Genomic DNA, 19980 nt, shown 5'->3' on the forward strand with positions numbered 1-19980 from the left:
TAAGTAAGAATTCTGGCGGGTCTTTACATGAGGCTTTCGCCTATTCCAAGCCCTTCGGCCAGGAATAAACCCAGGAATAAACAATGCATCAGGCGAGCAGTGCCTCATAGGCCCGGTAGATGGCGAGGAAGTCGGCGGCTTTCAAGCTCGCCCCGCCGATCAGCGCTCCGTCGACATTGGCGATGCCGAGCAGCTCTACGGCATTGGCGGGCTTGACCGAGCCGCCGTAGAGAAGGCGCATCTTGCGGCCTTCATCGCCGAAGCGGGCAACGAGTTCCGCGCGCATAAAGGCGTGGGCCTTTTCGACATCGGCCGATGTCGGCGTCACACCGGTGCCGATCGCCCAGATCGGCTCATAGGCGATAACGGTGTTCTCGGCAGTCGCGGTATCCGGAACCGAGGCGGAAAGCTGGCGCTTGATGACGTCGAGCTCCTGTCCGGCGCGGCGTTCGTCGGCCGTCTCGCCGATGCATATGATCGCCGTGAGCTCGGCGGCGAAAGCAGCCTCCGCCTTGGCGCGGACCAGATGGTCCGTTTCGGCATGGTCGGTGCGACGCTCGGAATGGCCGACGATCACATAGGTGCCGAAGCTATCGGCGATCATCTCGGCCGAGATATCGCCGGTATGCGCGCCTGACGGCTTCTGGTGGCAGTCCTGCGCGCCGATCGCAAGCGGGCTGTCGGTGCAGAGCGCGGTTGCCACGTAGAGCAGCGTCGTCGGCGGGCAGATCAGCGCCTCGACCTTGCCGGAGAGCGGCGGTCGAACGCCTTCGGCGATCGCCTTGATCTGATCGAGCGAGGCACGCATGCCGTTCATTTTCCAATTTCCCGCCACCAGCGGGCGCACGTCAGGTGTCATGCCGGCCTTCCTAACTTCATATCCCCGGCCGCATTATCAAAAGCTTGCGGCAATGAAAAGCATCATGCCCTTGACGTAACGGGAATCTCTGCGATCTCGCGCATTTTTCTGCCGAAATCGCCGTCAGCGGGCAAGAATCCAGTTCAACACCCTGCGCCAGTCGATCATCCGGATCGGCGTTCCGTGGTTTCCGGTCTGAAACAGCGTGAAGCGCGCCGGATATTTCGCCTTGCGCAGGCTCTCGAACAGCGCCTGCTGGTCGCTGGCTGCATAGACAGGATCACGGCTGCCATGCGCAAACCAGAGCGGCAGCTTCGCTTTGTAAAAGGCGCTCTTGGTGAAACCGGGATCGGTGACCCCGCTCATGACAAGCATGCCCTTCAGCCGCTTGGCGCTGTCGCCGTCACGCGCAATGCCCCAGCAGATCTGGCTGCCCATGGAGGCGCAGGCAAGAATGATCGGCCGGCCGGGCGATTGCGCGCTCGCATAGCGGATGAGGCCTTCGATCGCAGCAACGCCGTTGCTGTCGAAGCTCCTGACCGTCGGCGAATAATAGACGCCGCCATTGCCGGCGACGAGGTTCTTCAGCCGGTTGAAGTTTCCGCCGAAGCTGTAGTCATTGGCGCCGAGTCGGCGGTCGCCGTCGCGGCCGTGGATGAAGATCACTGTGAACGCGGCATTCTGAGCAGGTCCCACCCTGGTGACATCGAGCCTGGTGCCGTCGAGCGAGAGGGTTTCGTCGGTCTGGGCTTTGCGGATGCCGAGCGCAACATATTTCTGCTGCGCCCGCTTCTCCGGGATCTGGTCGCGGCCGTTGATATCGCGCATCTCGTCATAGTCGATCACCTCGAAAGCGCCGCCGTCGCTTGTCTGCAACACGGTCTGTTTCGAGAAGAGATCGTCCTTGAAAGGCGGCAGCGCATCGGCCGCCCGCGCCGGTCCGGCGGCGGAAAGGAGAGCTGCGGACAGCAAAAAGGCCGCAATTACCGATATAACAGTGCAATGACTTGTGGACATTCGCATGCGGATGGTTTCCTGAAGCCTGCCGCCGCTTGCCATTCCGCGCCCGGCAACGCAAATCATTTCTGAAAAGCCCGCCAAATGAGGCGGTGTCGCGTATAGAGGTGCTTTCTGGCAGAATCTGCCTGATTCGCAAACGTGACGTGAAATGCGGTGATTTTGGGCCGGTGGCGGATGCCAGCCCAAGACAGGATAAAGATCTGAACGGCTCCATGGACGACAGCAACGACCTTTTTTCCGGAATGCCCCTTTCTGAAAAACGCGAGGAGGCACAGAAGCCCGCCGCCGCGGCCGAACGCGCGCCGGCGGCTGCCCCGCCCGTTTCTCCCCGCCCTGCGCCCGCCGCCTCGAATGCGGATGACTACGGCGCCTCGTCGATCCGCGTCCTCGAAGGGCTCGAGCCGGTGCGCATGCGCCCGGGCATGTATATCGGCGGCACCGACGAAAAGGCGCTGCATCACCTCTTCGCCGAAGTCATCGACAATGCGATGGACGAGGCCGTCGCCGGACACGCCAATTTCATCGAGGTGCATCTCGATCTTCAGGGCTATCTCAGCGTCACCGACAACGGCCGCGGTATCCCGGTCGAGAACCATCCGCAGGTTCCGGGTAAGTCGACGCTCGAAGTCATCATGACCAAGCTGCACGCCGGCGGCAAATTCGACGGCAAGGCCTACGAGACCTCGGGCGGCCTGCACGGCGTCGGCGTCTCGGTCGTCAATGCGCTCTCCGATTTTCTCGAAGTCGAGGTGGCGCGAAACCGCAAGCTCTACCGCCAGCGCTTCTCCCGCGGCCTGCCGCAGGGCGGGCTCGAAGAGCTGGGCGACGTCCACAATCGCCGCGGTACCCGCGTACGCTTCCATCCCGACCCCCAGATATTCGGGGAGCACATGAAGTTCGACGCCGCGCGTGTCTTCCGCATGGCGCGCTCCAAGGCCTATCTCTTCGGCGGCGTCGAGATCCGCTGGAGCTGCGAAGCGGGCGTGCTGCCGGAAGGTTCCGAGGTTCCAGACAAGGCTGTCTTCCACTTCCCGGGCGGCCTGAAGGACTATCTCCAGGCGACGATGGGCAAGGAGTTCACCGTCACCCGCGAAATCTTCGCCGGCAAGACGGAAAAGACCAGCGGCCACGGCTCGATGGAATGGGCGATCACCTGGTATGGCGGCGATCCGCAGGTGCATTCCTATTGCAACACCATCCCGACACCCGAGGGCGGTACGCATGAGGCCGGCCTTCGCATCGCGCTGACCAAGGGTCTGAAAGCCTATGCCGAGCTGACGCAGAACAAGCGCGCCGCGCAGATCACTACCGACGACGTAATGATCTCGGCCGTCGGCATGCTGTCGATCTTCATCCGCGAGCCGGAATTCGTCGGCCAGACCAAGGACAAGCTGGCGACCGTCGAGGCCCAGCGCATCGTCGAGAATGCGTTGCGCGATCCCTTCGACCATTATCTCGCCGACAACCCGAACGAGGCGGCCAAGCTGCTCGACTGGGTGATCGAGCGCGCCGAGGAGCGGCTGCGCCGCCGCAAGGAAAAAGAAGTCAACCGCAAGACGGCGGTGCGCAAGCTGCGCCTGCCCGGCAAGCTCGCCGATTGCTCGCAAAACACCGCCGAAGGTGCCGAACTCTTCATCGTCGAGGGTGATTCGGCAGGTGGCTCGGCCAAGCAAGCGCGCAACCGCGCCAATCAGGCGATCCTTCCCTTGCGCGGCAAGATCCTCAACGTCGCCAGCGCCGGCCGCGAGAAGTTCGGCGCCAACCAGCAGCTCGCCGATCTCATCCAGGCGCTCGGCTGCGGCACACGCTCGAAATACCGCGACGAAGACCTGCGCTACGAACGCATCATCGTCATGACCGATGCCGACGTCGACGGCGCCCATATCGCCTCGCTGCTCATCACCTTCTTCTATCAGGAGATGCCGGAGCTGGTGCGTGGCGGCCATCTCTTCCTTGCCGTGCCGCCGCTCTATAAGATCACGCAAGGGGCAAAATCCGCCTATGCGCGCGACGACAATCATCGCGCCGAACTGATGCAGACGGAGTTCAAGGGCAAGGCCAAGGTCGAGATCAGCCGCTTCAAAGGTCTTGGCGAGATGATGCCCGCCCAGCTCAAGGAAACCACCATGGATCCGTCCAAGCGCACCCTGCTCCGGGTGCTGATCGACGAGGTGGATTTCGAGGGCACACGCAGCGCCGTCGACGATCTGATGGGCACCAAGCCGGAAGCCCGTTTCCGCTTCATTCAGGAGCGCGCCGCCTTCGCCGAGAACCTCGATATTTAAAGCATATGCGGCGCCGAACGGTCGGATAGATACCATTCGGCGCGCCATACATTAGCATTTTCGATTTCACCTGACGAAGAACCGTAACAACTCCGTCAAACAACCGGCGCATGAAGCGGTCGGTGCGCGGCCTCCCTTGGCTGCGCCGGTTCGAACCGTTTTCAACCCTTGCCGGATATTTGCCATGACCAAGCGTTTTGCCGCGACTGCCGCTTTCGTTCTTTTGTCCAGCACCGTCACCGCCAGCGCTACAGATATCGGCGCCACCTTCGAAACCGCCTGCCCTTTCGGCGATTGCGCCGCCGGCATTTCGCTCTCCTATCTCGGTGAATTCGTCATCCCCACCGGCCAGATGGAACACGGCGTCGAATTCGGCGGCATTTCCGGCCTCGATTTCGATGCCGCTACCGGGCACTATATCGCCATCAGCGACGATCGTTCGGACAAGGCCCCGGCCCGCTTCTATGAACTCGACATCGATGTCGATGCGTCCGGCCTCAAGGGTGTTTCCGTCGTCAAGCACGTGACGCTGAAGGACAAGAATAGCGAGCCTTTCGCTGCCAAGACCGTCGATCCGGAATCGATCCGTTTCGGCAAGGACGGCATCTATTGGGGCAGCGAGGGCGACGCCAAGGTGCTGTTGCCGCCCTTCGTCCGCGTCACCGCGCCGGATGGGTCGTTCGTGCGTGAATTCAAGCTGCCGGAAGGTTTTGCTCCGACCGTCGACAAGTCGACCGGCATCCGCGACAACCTCGCTTTCGAGGATCTCGCCGTCGCGCCATCGGGCGACGTCTTCGTCGGCGTCGAAGCCGCCCTCTATCAGGATGGCCCGAAGCCGTCGCTGACGACGGGCAGTCTGTCGCGCATCATCCGTTATGACGGCGCAACCGGCGAGCCGAAGGCGCAGTATGTCTACCCTGTCTCGCCAATCCCGCAGGCAGCCCCCAAGGCCGACGGTGGCAATGACAACGGCATGTCGGAAATGCTTGCTCTCGACGATCATCGTCTGCTCGCCGTCGAGCGCAGCTATGCCGAAGGCTTTGGCAATAACATCAAGATCATGATGATGGACCTCGCCGACGCGACCGACATATCTGCCATCGCCTCGCTCGCCAAGAACGACCAGCGCGTCATTCCGGTCCGCAAGAGCCAGGTCCTCGATCTGAGAGCGATCGGTCTCGTCCCCGACAATATCGAGGCCATGTCGCTCGGCAAGGGCAAGGACGGCACCGACGTTCTCATCCTTGGCTCCGACAACAACTTCTCGGCCGCTCAGAAAACGCAGTTTTACGCCTTCAAGGTTCTGCGCCGTCCGCGGCAGTAAGATGCTCTGTCTGACGGACGGATAGCGACGCTTTGTATACGCTTTCACGCCACGCACCTTGAAACCGCCCGGATCATGGCCCATAACCAGAGTATAAAAAGAAGAGGCGCGCGTGGGTGTGTTCGATCGTCAGAAAACCAATCATGAACCGCGATGGCTGGGGTCGTCAGCGCAAACGCGCACGCCGCTGATTCCATCCATCTCGGCGGCGCGCTGGCTGCTGGTGCTGATCGTCGCGGCCGGCGTTTATTTCTTCTACGGCTTCCTCGTGCCGGTGCTCGCCGCCCTCGTCATCGGCTTTGCCAGCTGGCCTCTCTATCGCAAGCTTCTCGCCCGTGTCGGCGGCAATACGACGATCGCCGCGACCATCGCCATCGTCATGATCGTCACCTTTCTGGTCATTCCGATCGGGCTTGCGGTCACCTATACGACAGGTGAAGTCCGCACATGGCTCGCCTGGGCGATCCATGCCAACCGCGCCGGCGCGCCGACGCCCGACTGGATCGTCGCGCTTCCCTTTGCCGGCCCCTATCTCGATGACCTCTGGACAAAATATATAGGCAGCCCCGGCGCGCTGGGTGAACTCATTCAGGCGGTCAGCGGCGCCCATATCGGCAACATCTATCGCGCCGTGCTGGCGGCTGGCGGCGGCGCCTTCCACCTTCTCCTGACGCTCCTCTTCATGCTGATCGCGCTGTTCTTCGTCTATCGCGACGGTTTCTCTTTCTCCAAGCAGATCGATATGCTCGGCGAGCGCATCCTGCCGAATCGCTGGGAGCGTATTTCCCGCGTCGTGCCGGCGACGATCAGCTCCACCGTCATGGGCATGACGCTGATCGCGATCGGCGAAGGCATCGTGCTTGGCGTGGCCTATTGGATCGCCGGCGTTCCCTCGCCGGTTACGCTCGGCGTGCTCACCGGCGTCATGGCGCTGATACCCGGCGGTGCGCCGCTCTCCTTTACGCTGGTTTCGGTCTATCTCCTGGCGAGCGGCTCGCATGTCGCTGGCGTCGGCCTCTTCGTGTGGGGCACTGTCGAGCTCTTCATCGTCGACAAGACGCTGAGGCCGAAACTCGTCGGCGGCCCAATCAAGCTGCCCTTCCTGCCGACCTTCTTCGGCCTCGTCGGCGGCGTGAAGACAATGGGCTTCCTCGGCCTCTTCATCGGTCCCGTGCTGATGGCGCTGATCGTCGCCATCTGGCGTGAATGGATCCACGAGGCGCGCAATGCCGAAAAGATTGAAACAGGCCCGCAAGTCCTCATCGACGAACAGGCGCCGCCCCCGTCGAAACCGATTCCCCGGGTCGCCGAGGGCTGAGCCGCCTTCGCCGAGCGCTATCCCAGCCGCTTTTCCATGAACAGGCTGAGCGGGTCCGGCCGATAGCTGCCGAAAGCTTCGATGTCCCGATATCCGTATTTGCGGTACAGCGCGATCGCCTCGGGCTGATAGATGCCGGTTTCGAGCCGGATCGCCGTCAGCTGTTTTTCCCTCGCGATCGCCTCCAGCGCATTCATCAGCCCACTGGCGATCCTCAGTCCCCTCGCCCCGGGATCGACGAACATACGCTTGATCTCCGCCGTGCCGTCGCCTGCCTCGACCAGCGCAGCGCATCCGACGATCGCACCGTCGTTGCGGGCGACGAAAAAGCTCACCGAAGGCTTCTCCAGCGATGACAGATCGACCAGATGGTTGCTCTCTGCGGGATAGAGCGATTGCGCATAGGCATCGGACAGATCGAGAAGGCGAATGATGCCGTCTTGGCGCGGCGGCTCCTGGGCGATGGTGACGGACATGCTGATTCCCGGTGTTTGCAAGAGCCGCAATTTTCCCTGACATGACGAAGAGTTAATGTCTCCGCCTTGTTTCGGTTGGAATTGCGCCGTCTAAGGCGATGTCAGGTTCAATAATCAAGGAAATAGAATATGCAAGCGGTGCTCATCGCGATGACCATTCTCGGTTGCGACGATTCCGTTACCCAGTGCAATTATGTCGCGACGGTCGACAAGCGCTGGGAAAGTGTTGCCGCTTGCGATGCCGAGGCCGAACGCCGGCTGAAAACCTATGCCAATGTCAGCTACCCCTCGGTCATCGCGGTTTGCGAGGCGCCGAAAGCGCTTGCCGCCGCCGAGCCGCCGAAGCCTGCGCCCTTGCCCGCAGCGGGAACTGCTCTCGAGCCTGCCGAAGAGCCGGTGGGAAGATTGGCCGGCTTCGCTGAAAACATCGCCGGCCAGGTCCGCGCGCATCTTCCATCCGGCCGCGACGTCAAAGAAACCCTATCGAAGCCCGTGCACTTCGTATCGACCAGCTATTCCTGGGTGGTGACGCGGCTGAACGATTAGGCCGCAGCAAGCGCCGCATAGACGCGGGCCGATTGCCGCTGTTCGGCGACGCCAAGCTTTTCCACCATATCGAGCAATTCGCCGATCGCACCATGTGCACCGTCGTGATGGCGGAATTTTTCGAGGAGGCGGCCGCAAATATTGCCGAGCACGCTGTCCGGCGCTTTCCTGGCGGCGTCGCGCCAGAGCAGCGTCGCCTCGACGAAGATGACGCTGATGTCCCGCGACAGGCCGGCGGATTCATAGAGCGCGCGCACCGCATGCATGCGTCCGGTCGCGAGAATCGAGCGCACCCGGCGCTCGCCGCAACCCGTCAGGTCGACGATCGTAGCCGCGAAGAAATCCACCTTCCCGGCGCAGAGCGCATGCATCAGGAAGGACGGCGTCAGCCGGCCGTTGAGGCGCAGATGCTCGACGAGATCGGGTATTTCGCGCGGCGCGATGTCGCCGGCGATCGAAACGATGGCAGCCTCGGTCGCCTCGCGGCTGATGCGCTGAAGCCGCTGCAGGCCGATCGCGGCCTGTGCCAAAGGCAAGCCGACCAGGGCATTGCTGACATGCTGGGTCAGCAGCTGGCGGGCATCGGCCGGAAGATCGGTGCGGTCGAGCAGCAGGTTGCGGATGTCGCAGCTGTCGCCGAGCCGTTCGGCGATGCGTTTCAGCGATTGGCTGGAGATAGCCGCACCGTCGTTTTCGAGCAGGCAGAGCAATTCCTCTTCGTCACCGACCTCCGCAAGAGCGGCGGAGACCGGGCGCGTGACATGGGCTCGAGCTGCGATCAGCATGCGGGTGGCGCCGTTGCCGCGCGCGGCGAGGTCGACAAGATCGGCGTCGCTCAAAAGCGGCGAACAGGTGATGGCATGGCAGGCGACCTCGGGCTGGTCCTCGGCGAGCGAAAGCACGAGGCTGCGCGGCGCGTCCGGCGACCAGGCGATCGCTTCTGCGAGCGCAAGCCGCACGCGCGGCGACGGGTCGTCGAGCAGGAAGGTCATCGCCATCTCGGCGGCCTTCTTTTCATCGCTGGACATGTCGGACTGCAGATAGGCTCGCCCGAGTGCGTTGGCTGCGCGCGCCCGGTCGCCGGTCTTTGCGGTTTCGATCCAACGAAGGAAAGCTTCTACGATCACGCGACGCCCCAGCACTTGAACGCGATTCCTTCGCGTTCCTTTCATTGCTGCGACCGTAGCGGCAAAAGGTTTAAGATTGGTTCACCATATTTCTTAAGCCTTTGTATGCCTTGCGCTCAGACGTCCGCCTTTGGCATTTGCGGCCGGAACATCTCGAAGACATCGCTGCCTTCGCTGTAATCCATATAGCCCATGCGCGCCACAGGCCGGGCGATCGACATGTCGAGCCGGCCGTCCCTGACAATCGCCTCATCAATATGGATGCCGACCACCTCGCCGAAGACGATGACGTTTTCGGACGGCGTGCCGGAGAGCGTTTTCGGCTCGATGATCTCGGTGACCCTGCATTCGAGCACCGCAAAAGCCTCGCCGACATAGGGCGCGTCGATCAGTTCGGCCTGCTTCGGAGTCAGCCCGGCGAAGCCGAATTCGCTCTCGCCGTAGGGCAGCGCCGCCGAGGAGAGGTTCATCTTCTCGGCAAGATCGCGGCTGACGAAATTGCAGGTGAACACGCCGGTCTCGGTCGCATTGCGCTGGCTGTCCTTGCGCCCGGCGGACGAAAACATCACCAGCTTCGGCCGGTCGGCAACGGCATTGAAGAAGGAATAAGGCGCAAGATTGATCGACCCGTCCCTGCCCTTGCTGCCGATCCAGCCGATCGGGCGCGGCGACACGATCGCCTTGAAGGGATCATGCGCGAGCCCGTGCCGGTTGCCGTCGGTGGTGTAGAACATCAGTCTTCTCCGCCGACCCAGGTCACCGTATCGGCAAGCTCCGGCCGCGGACGTTCGATCGCCGGAAATGTCGTCGAGCCGATATGGATGAAGCCCGCGACCTTTTCGCCCGCCTCGACGCCGAGCAGCGGATAGGCGCGCTCGTCATAGGCGAACCATTCCGTCAGCCAGTTGGCGACATAGCCGCTGGCATTGGCGGCGAGGATGACGTTGAGGCAAAGCGCGCCCGCCGACATCAGCTGCTCCCATTCCGGGATCTTGATATGCGGACCTGCCTTGCTGACGACGGCGACGACGACGGGCGCGCGGGTGAAACGGGTGCGTTCGACCTGGATCATCTCCTCGGAAAGCTCGGGCTTCGTTTCGAGCGCGAGCTTCAGAAGCTCCTCGCCGAGCTCGGCGCGCTGCCGCCCGCGAAAGACGATGAAGCGCCAGGGCACGATCTTGCCGTGATCGGGAACCCGCGAGGCAAGACGCAGGATCTCCTCGATCTCGGCTTTCTCGGGGCCTGGTTCGCACATCTGGAAAGCAGGGGTGGAGCGGCGCACCGCGAGGTAGTCGATCAGCTTGATATCGGATTTCATACGGGAGAAGCTTTCATTTTTATGCTGCTGCAAAGGGTGGGTCTTGAATTTGCCACCGCGTTGGTCTTGAAGTGGCCTTTGCGATTTCAGAAGTCAATCGGTTCACGAAACAGATGTTTGGCATTTCGCCTCTTGCACGCACCGGCCTCGCCATCGCCCTGATGGTCCTGATGCCCCTCGGCGCCGGCGCGCAGGATGCTTTCAAGGATTTCAAACAGCTCGACTCGACATCGAAGATGCCGAAGCTCAACGCCTTCATCGCGCCGGGCACTGCGTCGCAAGGCAACAAGCTGCGCGACGTCGCGATGGAAGCCAAGCTGACGGCCGATGGCACGCCGGTCGAGGATGGGCTTTCCTGGTACGTCTTCAGCCCGATCGCCGGAACGGACGGCAAGCTTCCGCTGATCGCCAGCGCCAAGGGCGGACCAGCCGCCTTTCAGCTTTCGCCCGGCGATTATTTCGTCAATGTCTCCTTCGGCCGCGCCGGCGTTACCAAGAAGCTGACCGTGCCTGCCGACGGCGAGGTCGACAAGCAGGTGATGGTGCTCGATGCCGGCGGTCTCCTGCTCAACGCCGTCTCCGGCACCGACTCCCGCATCCGCCCGGATCAGTTGAGTTTCTCGATTTATTCTTCGGAAGTGCGTGACGATGGCGAGCGCGGTCTCGTGGTGGCGGATGTCTCGCCGAACACTGTCGTACGCCTCAATGCCGGCACCTATCACATCGTTTCCGAATATGGCAGCGTCAACGCCGTCATCCGCGCCGATATCCAGGTCGAAGCCGGCAAGCTCACCGAGGCGACGATCCAGCACCGCGCCGCACAGGTCACCTTCAAGCTGGTCTCGGAGGCCGGGGGCGAAGCGATCGCCGATACCGCCTGGTCGATCCTGACGGCAGCCGGCGACAGCGTCGGCGAAAGCGTCAGCGCCTTTCCGACCATGGTTCTCGCCGAAGGCGAATATTCCGCCGTCGCCCGCAACAAGGACAAGATCTACCAGCGCGATTTCAAAGTGATCGCCGGCAGGAACACCGATGTCGAGGTTCTGATGAAGGACCAGCAGCCGCAGCAGCCGGAAAGTGCGGCGCGCACGGTGCAGCAGGTGCCGGCCGGCACGCCGCCGCCGCCGGGTGTCCAGCCGGCCCCGGAAGCGCCGCTGCCCTCCTATGAAGAGCTCGCACCGAAAGGCGGCGACGGAGCCAGCCTGGATTGATTTTGCTGCGCGCCTTGGACGCGTGAAAGATCGAGCGGATCGGCCAGCGCTTTAAGCGCCGGTTTCCATCATTAGCGAAGAGATACTTCGAAGAGCAGCCGGTCTTGGAGGGCCACGCTTTCATATTTCGACAGCGCCGAGGTTCGGCGCTGTCGTATTCCGGCTATTTTCAAGCCGCCTTGGCTTTCTTTGCTTCGGCCTTGCGACGCACGTCCGGCGGTGTCGCCTCGAGGGCCAGGCTCTCGACGGCGGCGTCGAGCCCCAGCGAAACCTGATCCTGGCTGCCGAGGCGGCGGATATTGACCGTGCGCTCCTCGGCTTCCTTCCTGCCGCAGACGATGATGACAGGAACCTTGGTCACCGAGTGCTCGCGGATCTTGTAATTGATCTTCTCGTTGCGGAAGTCGGTCTCGACGTTGAGACCGGCATCCCGCAGCGCCTCGGCCACTTCAAGCCCGTAGGTATCGGCTTCCGAGGTGATCGTCGCCACCACCACCTGCAGCGGTGATACCCAGAGCGGCATATGGCCGGCGAAGTTCTCGATCAGGATGCCGAGGAAGCGCTCCATCGAGCCGCAGATGGCGCGATGGATCATGACAGGCTGCGTCTTTTCGGAGTTGCTGTCGATGTAGAACGCGCCGAAACGTTCCGGCAGGTTGAAGTCGACCTGCGTCGTGCCGCACTGCCATTCGCGGCCGATCGCATCCTTCAGCGTATATTCGAACTTCGGTCCGTAGAAGGCGCCCTCGCCCGGCAGAATGCCGGTCTTGATGCGGCCTTCCGACTGAGCCTCGATCGTTTTCAGAACGTCGGTCATGACGGCTTCGGCGCGATCCCAGAGCGCGTCGGAACCGACACGCTTTTCCGGACGGGTCGAGAGCTTCACGACGATTTCCTTGAAGCCGAAATCTTCATAGACCGACAGGATCAGATCGTTGATCTTCAGGCACTCGGCGGCCATCTGCTCGTCCGTGCAGAAGATGTGCGCGTCGTCCTGCGTGAAGCCGCGCACGCGCATCAAACCGTGCAGCGCGCCCGACGGCTCGTAGCGATGCACCAGCCCGAATTCCGCGAGGCGGATCGGCAGCTCGCGATAGGACTTGAGGCCATGCTTGAAGATCTGCACGTGGCCGGGGCAGTTCATCGGCTTCAGCGCGAAGACGCGGTTGTCCGCTTCCTTGTCTTGCGGGTGCGTCATCGCATGCGCCGATTTCACGGCGAACATGTTTTCCTGATACCAGCCCCAGTGCCCCGAAGTTTCCCAGAGAGACGTGTCGAGCACCTGCGGCGCGTTGACTTCCTGATAGTCTGCGGCCAGCCGCCGGCGCATATAGGCGACGAGCGTCTGGAAGATGCGCCAGCCCTTGCCGTGCCAGAAAACGACGCCCGGGCCTTCCTCCTGGAAATGGAAGAGATCCATTTCGCGGCCGAGCTTGCGGTGGTCACGCTTTTCGGCTTCCGCCAGCACGTGCAGGTAGTTGTCGAGATCGGCCTGGTCGGCCCATGCCGTGCCGTAGATGCGCGACAGCATCGCGTTGTTGCTGTCGCCACGCCAATAAGCGCCGGCAACCTTCATCAGCTTGAACGCGGTGCCGACCTGGCCGGTGGAGGCCATATGCGGGCCGCGGCAGAGATCGAACCAGTCGCCCTGATGGTAGATCTTCAGATCCTGCCCTGCGGGAATCGCGTCGACGAGTTCGACCTTGTACTGCTCGCCCTTGGCGGCAAAGACTTCCTTGGCCTTCTCGCGCGACCAGACCTGCTTGGTGAAGGGCGCGTTGCGGGCGATGATCTCCTTCATCTTCTTTTCGATCTTCGGCAGATCGTCGGGCGTGAAGGGCTCGTTCTTGGCGAAGTCGTAGTAGAAGCCGTTCTCGATGACGGGGCCGATCGTCACCTGCGTGCCGGGCCAGAGTTCCTGCACGGCTTCTGCCATCACGTGCGCGGCGTCATGCCGAATAAGCTCCAGCGCGCGGCCGTCCTTGCGGGTGATGATCTCGATCTTGCCGTCGGTGACGGCATCGGAAAGGTCTTGCACGGTGCCGTCGATCGCAATGGCGACGGCGCTCTTGGCAAGCGACTTGGAAATGGATTCGGCGACATCCCTGCCGGTCGCGCCAGCCGGGAAGCTGCGCACCGAACCATCGGGAAATGTCAGGGAAACGGATTGGGACATCGAAATTCTCCTTGTCCAGTCCCGCCAACGAATGCGGGTGGTTGAAACGGAAGCATCATCGCTGTGGGATGCGCTGTCGCCTGATACTGAGATTTGCCGCGGGAGTAAAGAAGAAGCCGTCCTACATGATCATCTGAGCGAGGCCGCAGACCGTATTCCAGTTGCGCATCGTTCCGATGCCGAGCCGCTTGGTGGTCAGCGCCGAAAGCAGCTTGGACTGGCTCAGCTTGCCGGCAAAATCGATCCAGAGATCGCCGCCGACGACGGCGATACGCTGACCTTCCGCCATCAGCGGTTTAAGCGCCTCCACCTTCTCGGGATCGATCGGCAGGCGCATCACCCGGACGATTACCTGATCACCGCTGCCATCCCTGAAGGGATTGGTGCCGCAGAGTGCCATCCAGGTGCAGTCGCTGCGCACGATGATGTCGACATGCTTGCCGAACTTCTCTTCGAAGGCCTCTTCGAGCGCGACTTCGAGTTCGTGCGGCCGCACGTCGTCGGCTTCGAAGACGAGATTGCCTGTCGAAACCAGCGTGCGCGGCTCCCGATAACCAAGCTCTTTGGCAAGTGCGCGCAAATCTTCCATGATGACGCGCCGGTCGGGCGTCAGGACGATGCTGTGCAGAAGCGCTACGAACATGCTCATCACCCTCACCCCGTCTTGCGCCCGAGGGCGAGATAGCGCCACGGCGTCCACCAGCGAAAATCGTCGCCAAGCCTCTCGGGCACCTGGTCGAGGCCGCTGGTGCCGCCGGGGCCGCAGCGGCCGACGCGGAAGAACGTCATCCAGCCGCCTGCCCAAAGGCCGTGGCGGGCGATCGACTCGTAGCCATATTCGGAACAGGTCGGGATATGGCGGCAGGAATTGCCGACAAAACCGGAGAGCGTCAGCTGATAGAAACGGATGAGTCCCATGCCGAGCAGGCGGTCGGGAGTTTTCCGGAAGGGGCCGGCATAGTTGCGGGATCGGTGTGCCGGCGCTTTGCGCGGCTTTTCGGGGCCGGCGGCGCCGCCGTCGTCCTCATCGCCGATCTGCTGGGCGCAGAACTCGCACATCTCGCTTACGCCTCGACAACTTCCGTCCGTTTCGCCTCGATCTGCCCGATCGCATCGACGACCGCATCGAAGGTCAGCATCGTCGAGGCGTGGCGGGCCTTGTAATCCCGCACCGGCAGCAGGTAGCGCATGTCTTCGAACCGCCCGACGGGGCCTTGCCCATCCGCCTTCAACATGGCGAGCATGTCCTCGCGTGCCTGGCGCACCTCGACCGATGTCGCGCCAACGACATGGCGGGCCATGATCGAGGAAGACGCCTGCCCGAGCGCGCAAGCCTTCACGTCATGGGCAAAACCCGTCACCGTATCGCCGTCCATCTTCAGCCAGATCCGCACCTTAGAGCCGCAGAGCTTGGAATGGGCTTGGGCGCTCGCATCGGCGTCCGAGAGCGTCCCGGTCAACGGAATATTACCGGCGAATTCGAGGATCTTGCTGTTGTAGATGTCGTCCATGCTGGATTCCGCTCCAAAATCGCTGCGGATCGGCCGTTTTTCAGCCTGTTATTGTCGTTGAAACAAAAAACACACCGTGTCCTCTAAGGATACTTACATAGCACGGCCGTCTTCCTATATGTATGTCGTTCGAAGGCCATGAAAATGCAATGGCCTCGTGTAAGTTTGATTGGGAAACCGTGCCGGACGGGCTGAATGGCCCTGAAAGCCCCGGAGCCTGCCAAAGGTGCAAGAATTCCCGAATGGGACTGACCAGTGGCAATTCCGACAGATGGGTCCGCGGTGCGGACCAGGAGACCATTGATCATGGACGCCATCGTGAAGAACTTTCCGCAGACGAACCGCGAGTCCGACCGCCCCTCCCAGCAGGAGGCGGAGGAAGCCGTCCGCGTTTTGCTGCGCTGGGCCGGTGACGATCCGACGCGCGAAGGCCTGCTCGAAACGCCGGCCCGTGTTGTCAAATCCTATCGCGAACTTTTCTCCGGCTACGACATGGCGCCGGAAGACGTGCTCGGCCGCACCTTCGAAGAGGTCGCCGGCTACGACGACATGGTCCTCGTCAAGGACATTCCCTTCTATTCGCATTGCGAGCACCACATGGTGCCGATCATCGGCAAGGCCCACGTCGCCTACATGCCCGATGGCCGCGTGCTCGGCCTGTCGAAGATCGCCCGCGTGGTCGAGATTTACGGCCGCCGTCTGCAGACGCAGGAAACCATGACCGCGCAGATCGCCCGGGCGATCGACGATACCCTTAATCCGCGCGGCGTTGCGGTGATGATCGAGGCTGAACATATGTGCATGGCGATGCGCGGCGTTCAGAAGCAAGGTTCGAACACATTGACGACGACATTTACGGGAACGTTCAAGACCGAGCCGGCCGACCAGGCCCGTTTCATGAGCATGGTGCGGAGCCGCTGATACCGGCTCCCTCAGGAGGGCCGCGATGGGGCAACTGATCTTCAATCAACCGTCCGAGGACAAGTCCGCCTTGGAAGATGCCGGCGATTTCACGCCGCGTTTCGACGATCGCGGCTTGATCACCGCGATTGTGACCGATGCCGGCGACGGCGAACTGCTGATGGTGGCGCATATGAATGCCCAGGCGCTGGCGCTGACCATCCAGACCGGCACGGCCCACTATTTCAGCCGGTCGCGCGGCAAGATCTGGAAAAAAGGCGAGACCTCGGGCAATCTCCAGACTGTCAAGGAAATCCGCACCGATTGCGATCAGGACGCCATCTGGCTGAAAGTCGAGGTCGCCGGTCACGACGCCACCTGCCACACCGGCAGGCGCTCCTGCTTCTACCGGACGGTCACCCTTCAGGACGGAAAGCCGATGCTCGATATCGTTGACGACGAGCGTCATTTCGATCCCAAGGACATCTACGGAAAATAGCCCGAATTCCCTGACAATTGTCCCTTATTGCGCCAGAAACCGCCCCTATATACGATTTGGAAACGGATCGGGCACACTGTCGGAAATCACGTGTTCTGCTGGGAGGGGAGAGCGCCATGCTGAGCTGGAGTCTGCATCGTCAAAGCTCTGAAGGCGAGGGTTCCGGCTCCGGCATGTCCACCACACTCGAAACGATCCCTCCCCCCGCGCCTGCAAAAAAAATCAAGATCGCGCTTGCGCTCGGCGGCGGAGCGGCTCGCGGCTGGGCCCATATCGGCGTGCTGCGCGCCCTCGACGAGGCCAAAATCGAGATCGGCATGATTGCCGGCACCTCGATCGGTGCGCTGGTCGGCGGCTGTTATCTCGCCGGCAAACTCGATGAGCTCGAAAGCTTCGCCCGCTCGCTGACCATGCGCCGCATCGCAAGCCTGCTCGATCTCACGATCGGCGGCAGCGGCCTCTTCGGCGGCATGCGGCTGACCAAACGCATGCAGGAACATCTCGAAGGCTTCAACGTCGAGGATCTCGACCGGCCTTTCGTCGCGGTCGCGGCCGAGGTCAATACCGGCCACGAAGTCTGGATCGCGAACGGTTCGCTGATCACGGCGCTCAGGGCTTCCTATGCCCTGCCCGGCATTTTCGAGCCGGTGCGCAGCAATCACCGCACGCTGGTCGATGGAGCGCTGGTCAATCCGGTTCCCGTCTCCGTCTGCCGCGCTTACGAGCAGCTGCTCGTCGTTGCCGTCAATCTCAATTACGATCTCTACGGCCGCTCTGCCGTCGTCCGGCATAATGCCAGCCTCTCGCCGCAGGAAGTTCAGAAGCAGGAAGAGGCGCCCTATGCGCGGCTCGGCATGACCGGCGTCATGGTGCAGGCCTTCAACATCATCCAGGATAGGATTGCCCGCGCCCGCCTTGCCGGCGACCCGCCTGATATCTCTCTGCAGCCGCGTCTGAGCGACATCGGCCTTTCCGAGTTTCACCGGGCCGGTGAAGCGATCGAACGCGGCTATGAGGAAGCGAGGGCCAGACTCCCCGAAATCAAGCGTATGCAGGAAGTCTACGCCAGCCATCCCTGATGCAGACGTCGTCCCAAGGCGGCTTGGGACAACGGCACGGAACGAGGCAACGAAACCTCAACCGGCGATATAGGCCTTGATTTCCTCGGCCTCACGCTCGACCGCGGCAATGCGCGACTTCACCACGTCGCCGATCGAAATGATGCCGGCAAGCTTGCCGTTGCTTTCCACCGGCACGTGACGGAAACGGCGGCTGGTCATCAGTTCCATCAGCTCATTGACGGTCGTCTCCTCGTGACAGCGATAGACCTTCGACGTCATGACCTGGGAGAGCGGCTGATCGAGGCTCTCCTTGCCGTGCTTGGCAATGGCATGCACGAGATCGCGCTCGGTGAACATGCCGGAAATCCGGTTTTCCATGCCGACGACCACGATGGCGCCGATCTTCTTCTTGCTTAGAATGGCGGCCGCCTCGGCAACGGTGGTGTTCGGCGCGGCGGTGACGACGTCCCTACCCTTCAGGTCGAGGATTGCTTTGACTGAACTGGTCATTCGAACCTCCTATGTCCGTGAAACAAGTGTCACAGGCATCCGCGGCAGTTTCTCCCCCCATCGCGGATCGTTCGATCGTGCACCGCCCGGCTCAGGATTGCAACAGATCCTTCTGCGCTTCGGCAGGTTCCACAGGCGACCGCGGCGCCCGGTCGAAAAGCGCAAACAGGAGGAAGCCGAAGACGAAGCCGCCGATATGCGCATCCCAGGCGATTTCCTGGCTCCCGTCGCCGACGAGCGGGACGCCGACGGCAATCAGCGCATTGCCGAACAGCCAGAACAGCATGAAGATGACGACGGTCCGGCTCCTCATCGCCTCGAAAATGGAAAGCCGCGCATTGAGATGCGCCGGCTGCATCGGCTGCCGTTCAGGCGGGAAAGCGAATCGGCAGGCCGCCCCCATCAGTCCGGAAATGACGCCGGACGCGCCGATCAGCAGCGATATGTTCCCCCAGTTCAACGCCGTGTGCAGGGCCGCGGACGCAACGGAAGAAAAGAGCCAGAAGAGCACGAAGCGCAGCGTGCCGATGCGGCGCACGACCGGCGCGCCGAAGGCCATCAGCCAGACGGCATTGAAGACGATATGTTCGACGCCGCCATGCAGCAGCGAATAGGTGACCGGCGTCCAGAACAGTTCCGGCCCCTGCTGCGACAGCGGGATCAGATAACGTGCGGGAATGAAACCGAAGGTGAAAAGCAGCCACTCCACCGCATCGTCGGACAGCACCAGCGCCTGCACCGCATAGATCGCGACCAGCAGGCAAAGGCTGAAGAACAGCGCCGGCGGAAGGTTGAAGACCGGTACGCGTGGCGGCTGTGCCGGCGGCTGGCCCCTTGGAGGTTCGGGCACCGTGTTCGGCTCGGCCGTCTGCTCGTTCATCTGTATTTCGCCTCGTTGAGGCCACAGCCATACAGGAGCGCCTGTCAAAAAAAAAGCCGCCCGGAGTGTCGGACGGCGTACCGGGATCCCAAGGAAAGACTTTGGCCCGGTCAGGCTGTGCAGAACTTCGAAAGTCGAAGCGATGTGAAACAGTGTCACGACGGGCATCGCAGCTCAACCGAAACCATTCGTTAACCTTACCGGCCCGGCTTTGGCATGAAATCCGCATGGTAAAGCCTGTAAGGGCCATGAGGGCCTGAAATTGCTCCGGAATGGGACAGGTTGGTGTGAAATGCGTTTACAAACGACCATCGAAATCTTCGACTACTGGAATCGCATCCGCGGCACTGCGGATGCGCCGTTGAAGTCACAAGTCGAACCCTCTGCCGTCCCCCATCTTCTCCAGAGCCTCTTCATTCTGGAGATGCGCGAAGGCAGAGACATCGGCTTCCGGCTTGCCGGCACACGCATCTGCGATCTCTTCGGACGCGATCTGCGCGGCGAGCGTTTCTCGTCGCTATGGGCGCATGGTCAGCATATGGATATCGAACGCACGGCGATGGGCGTCATGGACCATGCCATGCCGGCCCTGTTCAATGCCACCGGCTACAGCACCGTTGGTCACCAGGCCTCCTTCGAGATCATCATGATGCCGCTGCGTTCACAGGACGGCGCCTGCGACCGGCTGCTCGGCGCAATCACGCCGGCCGCCGCCGCAAGCTGGCTGGAGATCGTGCCGCTCGAATTCCTGGCGCTCGACCGCAGCCGTCTGCTGCCGACACGTTTCGGCAAGGCTGCGTCGGTCGAGATGCGTCCGATCAACAAGATCGCCGCCGGCAAAAGCGCCCGTTTCGGCCAGGTCATGCGCCGCATGGTGTCGCATCTGCTGAGCGCGGAGGCGCGCTGACAGTCCCGTTTCGGAACATCCGGCATACTCGTTTTCGGCTATACGGGAATAA

21 protein-coding genes are annotated in these 19980 nt (G+C 62.1%); 9 read left to right on the forward strand and 12 right to left on the reverse strand.

The genetic code is table 11. The features are described from left to right. Positions 1 to 88: 88 nt before the first annotated feature. Positions 89 to 859, reverse strand: coding sequence for a triose-phosphate isomerase (gene tpiA / locus ATY77_RS26210; RefSeq protein WP_088689465.1), 771 nt, complete (start codon positions 857 to 859; stop codon positions 89 to 91). Positions 860 to 982: 123 nt separating this feature from the next. Further along, positions 983 to 1882 carry a phospholipase gene (locus tag ATY77_RS26215; RefSeq protein ID WP_088689667.1) on the reverse strand — a complete coding sequence of 300 codons (900 nt, stop codon included), beginning with the start codon at positions 1880 to 1882 and terminating at the stop codon, positions 983 to 985. Between the two features lie 209 nt (positions 1883 to 2091). Here ATY77_RS26215 and parE point away from each other — a divergent pair, with 209 nt between their 5' ends. The 3 genes from parE (at position 2092) to ATY77_RS26230 (ending at position 6806) form a co-directional block, all read left to right on the forward strand. Further along, a complete protein-coding gene (gene parE, locus ATY77_RS26220; RefSeq protein ID WP_088689466.1) occupies positions 2092 to 4164 on the forward strand; it encodes a DNA topoisomerase IV subunit B in 2073 nt (690 codons plus the stop codon). 184 nt (positions 4165 to 4348) lie between these two features. Further along, on the forward strand, positions 4349 to 5488 hold the full coding sequence (locus ATY77_RS26225) for an esterase-like activity of phytase family protein (protein ID WP_088689467.1): 1140 nt from the start codon (positions 4349 to 4351) through the stop codon (positions 5486 to 5488). Between the two features lie 112 nt (positions 5489 to 5600). After that, the gene (locus ATY77_RS26230) at positions 5601 to 6806 is read left to right on the forward strand and encodes an AI-2E family transporter (RefSeq protein WP_088674330.1); all 1206 of its coding nucleotides are present in this window, start codon (positions 5601 to 5603) and stop codon (positions 6804 to 6806) included. Between the two features lie 17 nt (positions 6807 to 6823). Here the strand turns inward: ATY77_RS26230 and ATY77_RS26235 are convergent, their stop codons facing one another. Next, positions 6824 to 7282 carry a GNAT family N-acetyltransferase gene (locus tag ATY77_RS26235; protein WP_088689468.1) on the reverse strand — a complete coding sequence of 153 codons (459 nt, stop codon included), beginning with the start codon at positions 7280 to 7282 and terminating at the stop codon, positions 6824 to 6826. A gap of 129 nt (positions 7283 to 7411) precedes the next feature. Between ATY77_RS26235 and ATY77_RS26240 the strand changes: the two genes are divergently transcribed. Then, positions 7412 to 7828 (forward strand): hypothetical protein, encoded by a 417-nt coding sequence (locus ATY77_RS26240; protein WP_088689469.1) that lies wholly within the window; start codon positions 7412 to 7414, stop codon positions 7826 to 7828. Here the strand turns inward: ATY77_RS26240 and ATY77_RS26245 are convergent. The 3 genes from ATY77_RS26245 to ATY77_RS26255 form a co-directional block, all read right to left on the reverse strand. After that, on the reverse strand, positions 7825 to 8970 hold the full coding sequence (locus ATY77_RS26245; protein ID WP_088689470.1) for a DUF2336 domain-containing protein: 1146 nt from the start codon (positions 8968 to 8970) through the stop codon (positions 7825 to 7827). The two genes, ATY77_RS26240 and ATY77_RS26245, sit on opposite strands and share 4 nt — an antisense overlap. A gap of 101 nt (positions 8971 to 9071) precedes the next feature. Continuing rightward, complete coding sequence (locus ATY77_RS26250) at positions 9072 to 9689, reverse strand: flavin reductase family protein (RefSeq protein WP_088689471.1); 618 nt, start codon at positions 9687 to 9689, stop codon at positions 9072 to 9074. Further along, a complete protein-coding gene (locus ATY77_RS26255) occupies positions 9689 to 10273 on the reverse strand; it encodes a nitroreductase (protein ID WP_088689472.1) in 585 nt (194 codons plus the stop codon). The genes ATY77_RS26250 and ATY77_RS26255 overlap by 1 nt, the downstream gene beginning before the upstream one ends. A 113-nt stretch (positions 10274 to 10386) precedes the next feature. On the opposite strand from ATY77_RS26255, the gene ATY77_RS26260 reads away from it, so the two are divergent. Further along, a complete protein-coding gene (locus ATY77_RS26260; RefSeq protein ID WP_088689473.1) occupies positions 10387 to 11484 on the forward strand; it encodes a hypothetical protein in 1098 nt (365 codons plus the stop codon). 169 nt (positions 11485 to 11653) lie between these two features. On the opposite strand, the gene thrS is transcribed toward ATY77_RS26260, so the two are convergent. The 4 genes from thrS to ATY77_RS26280 all read right to left on the reverse strand — a co-directional run bounded on the left by thrS (position 11654) and on the right by ATY77_RS26280 (position 15171). Continuing rightward, positions 11654 to 13660, reverse strand: a complete 2007-nt coding sequence (gene thrS, locus ATY77_RS26265; RefSeq protein ID WP_088689474.1) for a threonine--tRNA ligase — start codon at positions 13658 to 13660, stop codon at positions 11654 to 11656. 121 nt (positions 13661 to 13781) lie between these two features. After that, positions 13782 to 14309 carry a DUF1697 domain-containing protein gene (locus tag ATY77_RS26270; RefSeq protein WP_088689475.1) on the reverse strand — a complete coding sequence of 176 codons (528 nt, stop codon included), beginning with the start codon at positions 14307 to 14309 and terminating at the stop codon, positions 13782 to 13784. Between the two features lie 5 nt (positions 14310 to 14314). Next, positions 14315 to 14719, reverse strand: a complete 405-nt coding sequence (gene yidD / locus ATY77_RS26275) for a membrane protein insertion efficiency factor YidD (RefSeq protein ID WP_088689476.1) — start codon at positions 14717 to 14719, stop codon at positions 14315 to 14317. 5 nt (positions 14720 to 14724) lie between these two features. Next, positions 14725 to 15171, reverse strand: a complete 447-nt coding sequence (locus ATY77_RS26280) for an iron-sulfur cluster assembly scaffold protein (protein ID WP_088674320.1) — start codon at positions 15169 to 15171, stop codon at positions 14725 to 14727. A gap of 306 nt (positions 15172 to 15477) precedes the next feature. Between ATY77_RS26280 and folE the strand changes: the two genes are divergently transcribed. The 3 genes from folE to ATY77_RS26295 all read left to right on the forward strand — a co-directional run bounded on the left by folE (position 15478) and on the right by ATY77_RS26295 (position 17649). Beyond that, on the forward strand, positions 15478 to 16092 hold the full coding sequence (gene folE / locus ATY77_RS26285; protein WP_088689477.1) for a GTP cyclohydrolase I FolE: 615 nt from the start codon (positions 15478 to 15480) through the stop codon (positions 16090 to 16092). 25 nt (positions 16093 to 16117) lie between these two features. After that, positions 16118 to 16570, forward strand: a complete 453-nt coding sequence (gene hisI, locus ATY77_RS26290) for a phosphoribosyl-AMP cyclohydrolase (protein WP_088674318.1) — start codon at positions 16118 to 16120, stop codon at positions 16568 to 16570. Positions 16571 to 16686: 116 nt separating this feature from the next. Next, positions 16687 to 17649: a patatin-like phospholipase family protein gene (locus ATY77_RS26295; RefSeq protein WP_088674317.1), complete on the forward strand. Its 963-nt coding sequence runs from the start codon at positions 16687 to 16689 to the stop codon at positions 17647 to 17649. A gap of 57 nt (positions 17650 to 17706) precedes the next feature. Here the strand turns inward: ATY77_RS26295 and ATY77_RS26300 are convergent, their stop codons facing one another. Together ATY77_RS26300 and ATY77_RS26305 are read right to left on the reverse strand one after the other, a co-directional pair. Then, complete coding sequence (locus ATY77_RS26300) at positions 17707 to 18141, reverse strand: CBS domain-containing protein (RefSeq protein WP_088674316.1); 435 nt, start codon at positions 18139 to 18141, stop codon at positions 17707 to 17709. Positions 18142 to 18232: 91 nt separating this feature from the next. Further along, positions 18233 to 19021, reverse strand: coding sequence for a rhomboid family intramembrane serine protease (locus ATY77_RS26305; protein ID WP_088689478.1), 789 nt, complete (start codon positions 19019 to 19021; stop codon positions 18233 to 18235). A 262-nt stretch (positions 19022 to 19283) separates the two neighbouring features. On the opposite strand from ATY77_RS26305, the gene ATY77_RS26310 reads away from it, so the two are divergent. Beyond that, the gene (locus tag ATY77_RS26310) at positions 19284 to 19928 is read left to right on the forward strand and encodes a PAS domain-containing protein (RefSeq protein WP_088689479.1); all 645 of its coding nucleotides are present in this window, start codon (positions 19284 to 19286) and stop codon (positions 19926 to 19928) included. Positions 19929 to 19980: the final 52 nt, after the last annotated feature.

The organism is Rhizobium sp. R634, assembly GCF_002211305.1.
GTDB lineage: Bacteria > Pseudomonadota > Alphaproteobacteria > Rhizobiales > Rhizobiaceae > Rhizobium.